This window comes from bacterium, assembly GCA_035529855.1.
In the GTDB taxonomy this organism is placed as follows: Bacteria; RBG-13-66-14; B26-G2; order WVWN01; family WVWN01; genus WVWN01.
This window is the reverse complement of sequence record DATKVX010000037.1, coordinates 1-10075: the sequence shown is the minus strand read 5'-3', so window position 1 is coordinate 10075 and position 10075 is coordinate 1. Positions and strand designations below refer to the sequence as shown.

General features: G+C 61.1%; 8 protein-coding genes. 4 read left to right on the top strand and 4 right to left on the bottom strand.

The window, feature by feature from the left end; all coding sequences use genetic code 11:
• Positions 1–37: 37 nt before the first annotated feature.
• The gene (locus tag VMX79_03340) at positions 38–1159 is read right to left on the bottom strand and encodes a glycosyltransferase family 9 protein (GenBank protein ID HUV86124.1); all 1122 of its coding nucleotides are present in this window, start codon (positions 1157–1159) and stop codon (positions 38–40) included.
• Positions 1160–1442: 283 nt separating this feature from the next.
• On the opposite strand from VMX79_03340, the gene VMX79_03335 reads away from it, so the two are divergent.
• The 4 genes from VMX79_03335 (at position 1443) to rpoD (ending at position 6424) form a co-directional block, all read left to right on the top strand.
• Complete coding sequence (locus tag VMX79_03335) at positions 1443–2225, top strand: TIGR00282 family metallophosphoesterase (protein ID HUV86123.1); 783 nt, start codon at positions 1443–1445, stop codon at positions 2223–2225.
• A 1-nt stretch (position 2226) separates the two neighbouring features.
• On the top strand, positions 2227–3963 hold the full coding sequence (gene dnaG, locus VMX79_03330) for a DNA primase (GenBank protein HUV86122.1): 1737 nt from the start codon (positions 2227–2229) through the stop codon (positions 3961–3963).
• 299 nt (positions 3964–4262) lie between these two features.
• Positions 4263–4481, top strand: a complete 219-nt coding sequence (locus VMX79_03325) for a hypothetical protein (GenBank protein HUV86121.1) — start codon at positions 4263–4265, stop codon at positions 4479–4481.
• Between the two features lie 176 nt (positions 4482–4657).
• The gene (gene rpoD, locus VMX79_03320) at positions 4658–6424 is read left to right on the top strand and encodes an RNA polymerase sigma factor RpoD (protein ID HUV86120.1); all 1767 of its coding nucleotides are present in this window, start codon (positions 4658–4660) and stop codon (positions 6422–6424) included.
• Positions 6425–6497: 73 nt separating this feature from the next.
• Here rpoD and VMX79_03315 read toward each other — a convergent pair whose 3' ends face one another.
• The 3 genes from VMX79_03315 to VMX79_03305 all read right to left on the bottom strand — a co-directional run.
• Positions 6498–8582, bottom strand: coding sequence for an ATP-dependent helicase (locus VMX79_03315; protein HUV86119.1), 2085 nt, complete (start codon positions 8580–8582; stop codon positions 6498–6500).
• Positions 8583–8693: 111 nt separating this feature from the next.
• Entirely contained in the window at positions 8694–9752 is a 1059-nt protein-coding gene (locus tag VMX79_03310) for a glycosyltransferase family protein (protein HUV86118.1), read from the bottom strand.
• Positions 9753–9782: 30 nt separating this feature from the next.
• Positions 9783–10075, bottom strand: a 293-nt coding sequence (locus VMX79_03305) for a hypothetical protein (GenBank protein ID HUV86117.1), incomplete at its 5' end; no start/stop codon positions are given.

Here is a 10075-nt window from a genome sequence, read left to right as displayed (position 1 = left end):
TCGGGCCGTCAGTTGGTAACAACTGACGGCACGACACCTAACCTTTCCTCCCCTTCGTTATCAGCCCCAACGCCGCCCGTACGACCGCCTCCGGCTCCAGGTTCCGCAGGCACGGGCTCGCGCGGTCCTCTCCCGCCTTCGGGCAGGGGTACGGGCCGTGCTTGAAGCAAGGCGCGCACTCTTCCAGGCCGGGCCGTGCGGCGTATCGCCCCTCCAACGTAATGCAACGCGGGTAGTACTTCGTCCGGACCGCGCCGGGGAAAGGGCCGTAGAGCGCGACCGTCGGCACGTCCAGCGCGCCGGCGAAGTGGACCAGCGACGAGTCGGGCCCGATGAGTAAGTCGAGCCGCGACAGAAAGGCCGCGGTATGGTCGATCGTGCGGAAGCGGCCGCACAGGTTGTCGACGTTCTTGAATTCTACCGACGGCGGTAGCCTTCGGCCTACGGTTTTGTCCCAATCGCCCTCGGCGCCCAGCAAGAAGACGCGGGCGCCGGCGGCCCCCAGCGTCGCGGCCACGAGCAGACTGCTCTCGAGCGGGTACGTCCTGATGGGGGAGGAGGCGCGGAGGTGAAGGCCCACCGTCGCGTCGCCCTCCTTGACCCTCAGCTCGTGGCGTAAAATGTTCTTGGCCTTGCGGGCGAGCGCCGGCTCGACGTCGTACACCAGCCGCCGGTCCCCCACGTCGGCGACGCCGGCGTGCCGCGCCATCAGGTCGACGGCGTGAAGGCCGGCGTCTTCGCTCGTCTCGAGCGTCCCCTCGTAGAAAAGTTGGTAGTCGTACGCGACGAGGTCCTTGAGCCGGACCGGGTACGTGAATATCCGCCGGACGTGCGGGTTGCGCAGTAGGACGCCGTGGTATCGGCGGCCGCAGGCGACGGCCAGGCCGGCGTGTCGATATCTCCGGTCCAGGTAGCGGAGCAGCGGCGTGAGAAAGAGCAGGTCGCCGAAGCCGCCGTTCCGCACCAGCAACAGCGAGCGGCCGTCCAGCGGCTGGCCCTCGTATTTGTTGTAGTGACCGTCGACGCCGGCGACGTCGACGGCGTCGCCGTAGGCGGCCAGGAGCTTTGCGACGGCACGGTCCGGGAGGAGGACCGGCTCGCCCGGGGCTATCGTCGTGCGCCCCATGTGGGCGCTGCGTCTGAACGTTACGACCTTCATCGCGTGTCGGCGCGCCCGGAAGGGTTACACGCGCCGCGGGGCGCCGGCTTTATTTTCCCAGCGAAAAGGCGCGGGTCAATTGCGCAGAGGCGGTTAATTGCGTTTAAAGTTGCGCGGACGGGTTCACTCGAGGGGCCAAGCGTATTTCCCGGGATGCTTTCGGGTCGCTTAGGGCGCCGCCGAATTTCATCTGTTAAACCGCGCGCCGTTATGTTATATAGGGGGTGCGGCCGGCCTACGCGCAAATCCCCCCGTTCGCCGGGCCGCCTGGAAAGACCCCGCAGTGGAAATACTTTTTATCGGAGATGTAGTCGGCGCCCCCGGGCGGCGGCTCGTGAGCGAGCGCGCCGCGGCGCTGAAGGAAGAGTACGGCGCCTCGCTCGTCATTGCCAACGTCGAGAACGTCGCCGGCGGCGCCGGCGTCACGCCCGAGACCGTGGCGCAGATTACCCGGGCCGGCGTCGACGTCGCCACCTCCGGCAACCACATCTTCGCGCACCGCGAGGCCGCCGACGCGATGGACGAGATGCCGACGCTGCTGCGGCCTCTCAACTATCCCCCCGGCGTGCCGGGGCGCGGTTGGTTGGTCGCGACGACGCCCGAGGGGCATAAGGTGGTCGTAATAAACGCCCAGGGCCGCGTCTTCATGGACGCGTTGGATTGTCCCTTCCGCGCGCTGGACGCGGCGCTCGACGTCTTGGCGAACCGCGCGAAGGTCGTCGTGGTGGACTTCCACGCCGAGGCCACCTCCGAGAAGGAGGCTATGGCGCATTACCTCGACGGCCGCGTCACGGCTCTGGTCGGAACCCACACCCACGTCCAGACCGCCGACGAGCGCGTATCGCCGGAGGGTACGGCGTACATAACCGACGTCGGCATGACCGGCCCCACCGGCGGCATAATCGGGACCGAGGCCGGGCCGGTTTTAAGGCGATTCATATCGCGGATGCCGGCGCGCTTCAAGCCGGCGCGAGGCGCGGGGGTCCTCTCCGCGGTGGTCATTTCGGTCGACCCCGAGGCCGGCGGCGCGACCGCGATAAGGCGCATACAGGAACGCGAGGAATAGCATGGCGGCCGAGAGAGGTTACGGCGACGTCGAGCGCGTCCGCGAGGCCACCGACATCGTGGCCGTCGTCGGCCAGTACATCGCCTTAACGCCCGGGGGCGAAAACCTCAAGGGCCTTTGCCCCTTCCACGCCGACACCAAGCCCTCGTTCACGGTGTCGCCGGCGAAGCAGCTTTACTACTGCTTCGGCTGCGGCGAGGGCGGGAACGTCTTCAGCTTCGTTATGAAGATGGAGGGCCTGACCTTCGGCGAGGCCCTCCGCGAGCTGGCCAAACGCGCCGGCATTCCGCTCCGGGCCGCGGGCCGCGCCACGCCGCAGGAACGCCGCCGCGACCGGCTGGCCGCGGTAGTGGAGGAGGCGGCGCGGTTCTTCGAAGCCAACCTACGCGCGTCGGACCAGTACGCCGACGCCGCCCGCCGGTATTTGCTCGAGCGCGGCCTGACCCGGGAGACGCTCGACGGGTGGCGGCTGGGCCTCGTCGCCGATAGCTGGGACTCCTTCCTCAAGCACGCCACGCGCGCCGGGTACGAGGCGGCCGAGCTGGAGGAGGCCGGCCTGGTGGTACCCTCCAAGAGCGGCCCGGGTTACTACGACCGCTTCCGCGGCCGGATAATATTCCCGTTATGGAACGCGTCCGGCAAAGTAGTGGCGTTCGGCGGCCGGGTGCTGGGCGACGGCGAGCCCAAGTACCTCAACTCGCCCAACACCTCTCTATATAATAAGAGCACTACTCTCTACGGCCTGTATCAGAACCGCGGTGCCGTCGCCCGGGCGGGGAGTTGCGTCGTCGTCGAGGGGTATATGGACCTGCTGGGCGTGCACCAGGCGGGGGTGGAGAACGTCGTCGCGACGTGCGGGACGGCGCTGGCGGAGGAGGCCGCGGCCATCCTGGCCCGCCACGCGACGGATTTCGTCTTGCTCTTCGACGGCGACGACGCGGGCCTGCGCGCCGCCCGTCGGGCGCTCGCATCGCTTTTGGCGCGGGGCGCGCGCCGCGTTCGCGTCGGCGTCCTGGAGGCGGGGCGGGACCCGTTCGACGTGGCCGCGGAGGGGGCGGACGCGCTCGCGGCCGTGCTCGACGGCGCCGTCGACTGGCCGGCGTTCGTGGTCGAGCTCGCGCGGCGGGAACACGCCGGCGACGCCGTCGGCGCGGAGCTGGCGGCCATCGGCGAGTTGCGTCCTCTGCTGGCGGCCGTGCCGGAGGAACTCGAGCGGTCGTACTGGCGGCGCCGCGCGGCGGGCCTGTTGGGCATACCGGTGGGCGCGGTGGAGGCGCCGAGGCGGCCGGCTCGAGGGGCCGGCGACGTCGCGCCCGCGGCGCCGGCCGAACACAGCCTCTTGCGGATACTCATCCACTGCCCGTCGGCCGCGGCCGAGTGCCTGGCCGAGATATCGCCGGAGGACGTGGCCGACGAGCAGGTCCGCCGGATATTGCGGGTTATGGCGAAGCTGGTCAAAAACGGCCCTTTCTCGGCGGTGGAGCTTTTGGACGAGTTGGATGCGGCGGACGCCGGCGTCGTGACGCGGATGGCGATGGCCGAAGCGCGGGAGGAGGACGCGGCGCGGGCGGCGCGGCTGGTGGTCAAGGCGGTTAAGCAGCGCGCGCTGGCGCGGCGTAACCGCGAGCTGAGGGAGCGCATCGCGGCCAGCGGCGGCGAATACGACGAGGCCGCGCCGGCCATAAGGGAGTTAGAGGAGGAGCAGCGGCGCCACATCAAACCGGAAGGCGGCGGGTAACAGGGTAGTTTCCCGCGGCGCGAAAAACCCGGCAACAATGGAACCCGGCCCGGCGGCGCGGTTGCCGCCGGCGTTTTACTTATTTATAGCGGCGCGACGTTAAAATATCCGGTATTAAACGAAGAAGGCGGGTTTTTTAGTAAGGTTTAAGCCGTTTCGTTTGTGATAACAGCTTAAAAAAGGACGTCCGGAGGCGTTTCCGGTTTCAGTCACCGTTATCGCCTTTGACCTCCTCTCTTTTTTCGGCTATAATAAATACGTTAATAGGGGTGTTCGGCTGCAAGAAAGGGGGGAGCGAGATGGTGCGACGTAGCGAGCCGCCGTTCGACGGCCGCCGGTACGTAGGCGATAAGCGGCAACGACTCGTCCACGACCTCGACCACGAGTCCTGCAGCGACCGCGGCTGCCGCATTTCTGAAATAACGTTTGCCGACGTCGTAACCTTCGAGCCGGATACGATGCGCGAGGCTTATCGCCGCGGCTTCGATTTTTGCCCGAACTGTATCGGCGAAATGTAAGGCGCGTGAAGAGAGGCCCTCGCGGCCGTTCGGGCCGCGGGGGCCGACATAAATAACGCCCCGTTGTAGCTTTTTAGGGCCGCAAAGCTGCGTTTATTCAAGGGGAATTTGACTTCGCCTTTTTTTTCTGTTAGAATAAACGATAAATCAACAACCTCCCCATGGTAGGAGGATTGATGGCACTTCGCGGTACCAAAATCGGAAAAGAAGGTCGTAAGGTCGTAGAGGGCCTTATTGAGAAAGGCCGCGAGCGCGGCCAGCTTACATACGAGGAGCTCAACGAGGCTCTTCCCGATGATATTGTACTCTCGGACCAGATAGACGACATCCTCACAATGTTCAACGAGATGGAAATCGAGATCGTCGACGGGTCCAAAGTGGGGGGGGCCGACAAGCAGGCCGAGAAAGAGGAGCGCTCTACCCCGGCGGGGGGGTGGATCGCGCCCGCTACCGGCCGCGTGGACGACCCGGTCCGCCTGTACCTCCGCGAGATGGGGCGGGTGCCGCTGCTCTCCCGCGAGGGCGAGGTCGCGCTGGCGAAGAAGATAGAGCGCGGCCACCAAAAAGCGCGCCGCGGCGCGTTCTACCTCTACCTCATATTCGACGAGATCGAGGCGTTGGCCAAGCGCGTAAAAGAGGGCCGCGTTAAGATGGAGGAGATCCTCGTCGTCAATTCCGAGGGGCGCCTCCCGCTGTGGAAGCAGCGGGAGCTGTCGGCGCAAATTATCAAGAGCGGCGAAAAGGTGGTCGCGGCCAAGCGCGAGCTCGACCGCGTCTACAGCCGGCTGGCGCGCTGCAAGGCCGGTTCCGCGGCCTACCAGCGCAACAAAGAACTCATAAACCAGATGAAGCGCGACGTCGTCGCGATACTGGAAGAGTGCTGCTTCAGCACCAGCCAGGTCGACGAATTCGCGGTGAAGGCCGAGGCGTTTCGCGACCGCATCCTCGAGAAACTGAAGGCCGTCGAGAACACCGAGGACCGCCTCCGTATGAAGCGAAGCGAAATAGCGGCGTTGTGCCGGGAACTTAACGCTAAGGGCGCGCGCGCCGTCAAGCTGCCGCGGGGCAAGAAGTATACGCCGGAGGCTTTCGCCGAGGCCGAGCGCGAGATCAACAATTGCCTCCGCCGCATCCGCCGCCTCGAGCAGAAGCTCAAAATGAACCACCGCGAGTTCCTCGACATCGTGCGCCAGATCAAGTCCGGCCAGCGCGAGGCCTACGACGCCAAGATGAACCTGGTCAAGGCCAACGTGCGGCTCGTCGTCTCCATCGCCAAAAAATATACCAACGGCGGCCTGCAGTTCCTGGACCTCATCCAGGAGGGCAACATCGGCCTTATGCGCGCCGTCGACAAGTTCGACTACAAGAAGGGTTACAAGTTCTCGACCTACGCCACGTGGTGGATCCGCCAGGCCATAACGCGCGCGATTGCCGACCAGGCGCGGACCATCCGCATCCCGGTGCACATGATCGAGGCCATCGGCAAGGTCGTGCGGGCGTCGCGCCAGCTTATCCAGGAGTTCGGCCGCGAGCCGCTGCCCGAAGAGATAGCGGCCAAGATGCAGATGAGCGTCGAGAAGGTCCGCCGCGTTCTCAAGATAGCGCAGGAACCCATTAGCCTCGAGACCCCCATCGGCGAGGAGGAGGACAGCCACCTCGGCGACTTCATCGAGGACAAGTCCGTCATCAGCCCGGCGCGCGCCGCCGCCTACGCCCTCCTGCGCGAGCAGATGGAGGACGTCCTCGCGACGCTCTCCAAGCGCGAGGAGCGCGTCCTGCGCTACCGCTTCGGCCTGGGCGACGGCATCACCCGCACGCTGGACGAGGTGGGCGCGGTCTTCAACGTCACGCGCGAGCGCGTGAGGCAGATAGAGGCCAAGGCGCTGCGCAAGCTCCGCCACCCCACCCGCGCTAAACGCGTCAAGGCCTTCCTCGAGCTCTAACCCTTTATAAAATATTTTGGGAAATAAAAACGCCGGCCGCAAGGCCGGTTTTTTAGTAACTCTTATGGAAGGTTTAAAAGAGGTAGTTGATACTTTCGATTAATCTTTCTGCTTCGAAAGTCGACAAACCCGACGTTCTTCGTTCACTTTCGAGACCTGCTTCATTTAGGAAACGCGACCTTTCTAACCGGACTTCTGTACACGAAGCGTCCCCGGTAATAGCCTTCGCTCCGCCGCAATGTCTAAAGCAGTGGCTAAGAATACACGCGGCTCTGGCACGCGTTAGAGATACGTAAAATAACCTACGTTGTTCCTCCAATTCGACGGGGGATGACAACGACCGGAACGAAGGGATGAGGCCTTCTTCGACGGAAGGTATAAAAACGACGCTGCCACTAAGGCCTTTAGCCCCGTGCATCGTCATAATTTTTACTTTTTTTATATTATTGTCGGAAACGGGAGGTTCCGGAAGCACTAGTCTACTACTAACGGCTTCTAAAATAGCCAACTGGTCAGACTCAGTATCGGCAGTAAAAAAATCAAGCAAATCTCCCAGCGTCATCGCTTCAGGGAAACCCGAATACAAAGAACCCCACTTCTCAACGGGATCATAAGTACGGCGTATTCGGGTGAATAATAATTCGGTTAAAAACGCATGGATATCTTCGGCTCTTTCGAATAACGGGTCTTCCATCGACCAAGTAGATATGTAATCTAATATACTTTTTGCCCTCGAAATCGCCTTTGTGGCTACGGTATCTAACCAAGCGGGCGGTTCAGGATTATAGAATAGGTTGATAAAATCGAAAACGTTTTCTGCGCATTTGTTACCGATATTAATAATTGTTTTAATACCGACCCCGGAGAGGAGCTGAAGTAATGTACGGTGGGCTAAATAATCATGTTTTTCTTTTTCATACGATTTAATAATCCGGAGCAAAGCGTATATTGCACGAATCCCGAAATCATCGGTATAGTCGATAACTGTAGGGCGGTCGTATGGTACTTCTTCTAACTCGAGGTGGCGTTCAAGGAAATTTAGTTGTATAGTCCTATTCTTCTTTTTTGTTATTAATATCAATATTTCGTTCTCTCGGCCTTCCATCCCGCACTCAATAAGCCTTTTACAAGACCTCGCTATTGCTGCATACTCCCTTGTGGGCGAAGAGAAAAACCAAGTGTGGATATAACCCGGGACCGGGGGTTCGGCGTCAGTGTACAAAGACCGAATATTTTTGTCATATCGATCCGAATTGTTTACGATTAAGTTTAAGGCCGGTACAAGTATGTTCGGAGTGCATCGGAAACAAGACGTCAATTCTTTTATTTCGCCTCCCTGATAGGTATCTTGAAAATGGATAATCCCCCTTGGATATGCGTATCTAAAGCCGTATATACTCTGGTCGTCGTCGCCGGCTACAAATAATTTGGCGCCATGGGCGCTTAAAATCCTTATGAAATCGTGGTCACATTTATTTAAATCTTGGAATTCGTCTACTATTAAATCTTCTATTACCGGTAGTCTTGCCGCTGGAATTCTCCCATTATTATAAGCATCAACGCATCTATAAATAATTTCTCCTGGTAAAACGAAAGAATAAAAACGGCTCAAATAATCATGTATTCGTACAAAACGCTCTTTTTCGTCTTCGGTAATTTCGTATTCGTCGGGTGTATCGCTAATATTAGTTTGCCACATCGCGTCGTAAGCTTTTCGTATATGTTTAACCCTAGTAGTTCCCCCCATCCCCATCCTCGCTGCAACCTCGCCGTCGAATATATTCTTTTGTTCCCATTCGTCGGCTACTATAGGTTCGCCGGGGTATTCTATCAATTGGCCCGCCCTACGTAAAGTTTTCAACCCTAACGAATGCAACGTTGATACTTTTAAGGCGCTTATAGTCGGGTCTTCGAAATAACCGCTACAATTCTTAAATATCCTATCTTTCAATTCCTTACAAGCTGCATTAGTGAATGTTACAACATAAATTTTACTGGTTTCGGTTTCATTGCTTAACGCAACGAATACTCTATGGGTAATAGTATTGGTTTTTCCAGTTCCCGGTCCGGCTACAAGAAGTGCGAACCTTGCCTGTTCGTTAGCGGCTTCCCATTGTTCTTTTAACGCGTTAAGTTCTTGCTTTGGCGTAATAGCCATATCCCTTCCCTCTTTCGGTGTTATCCTCGATGAGATAAAATCTTTGTATAACTGTTAATCTTCCGTCCCAGCCGGCCGCAAGGCCGGCGTTTTATTATGCTAGGAATTACGTCATACCTTCCCCGCCGCCAGCCGCCGCGTCTCCTCCCACAGGCGGGCCGAGAAGTCGAGGGGGTTTTCGGGGCGACCCGCGGCCACCCAGTCCACGAAGGCCCGGGCGACGTCCGGCCAGGGCTTGCGGACCATCCGCCGCGCCTCGAGCCAAAGGGCGATTTCCTCCGGCACGAGCTCCGTCGCCGCCGCGCCCAGGTTCCACTTCTTCAGCGCCTCGGCGTTGCACTTCTGCTCGTACTGGCCCCCCTCCGGGACGACGTAGAGCGGCTTGCCGAGGTGCAGGCACTCCGAGAGGAGCGTGAACCCGGCGCTCGTGATGACCGCCCGGGCCGTCCGCAAGTCCTCGACGAAGCCCTCCCCCGAGAACGGCTTCGCCGTCAGGTTACGCGCGCGGACGTCGCGCCCCGAGCGGCGCGGGTACGCGACGAAGCGGTACGACGCGAGCGCCTTATGACCGAAGAGCCGGTCCAGCGTCTCGTCGGTGAAGCTGGGCAGGTAAACTAGGACGTGGTCGCCGTCCTCGGCCTCGGCGGCCAATATCACCTTGCGAATTATGGGCGGGATGACCGTTTCGTTGGTGCGCTGCCAGTGGGAGCCGAGGGGGATGTCGGCGGGCGCGTAGTAGTGGAAGACGACCTCGATCATGGGGTCGATCAACAGCGGCCTCGGCGCCCGCCCCTGGAACGCGTAGTTGTGCGCAATACCGATTACCGGGACCTCGTGCGACAGGCCCCACCACGCCGTGAGCGGCTCGAAGTCGGAGACGACGAGGTCGTACGCGCCCTGTATCTCGGCGAAGTCCTCGGCCAGCTCGATCGGTTTGAAAATCTCGATGGTCTTGCCCAGGTCTACGCGGCCTTCGTGGCGAACGTAGCTCAGGCCGTGGAAGGCGCGGTAGGGCTCGAGCTCCGGCGCGCCCCTTGTAAGGCCCTCGCTCGACGTCCCCGATATGATGAGCTCCACCTCGACGCCGGCCTTCCGCAGCAGTGGGACGATGGCGTGCGTCCGCGAGAGGTGGCCGTTGCCGGTGCCCTGCGTGCCGTATAGTATCCTCATATCAGCTCCCCGCGCCCGCGCCCGCGCGAGTTAATTTCCCCGGGAGCGGTACGTGCGACCCCTAATTCGCCTTGCGTTGTCGTAGCGGTTAACCGAAAGTCGATCCGCTTCGGCGTGCGCCGCGGGTTCCGCCGGCGCGCCGACGTATTCGAAGAACGCGCCTGGCCACCAGAAGAGGAAGCTGTGGAAGCCGAGCCGGGCCATTTCTTCGTACGCCTTTTCCGGCGTCCAACCTTCGACCTTGACGCGATACGCGGCGACGACGAAGCCCGTTCGGTCGACGCCGGCATGGCAGTGTACGAACACGGGCCTTCGCGCCGGGT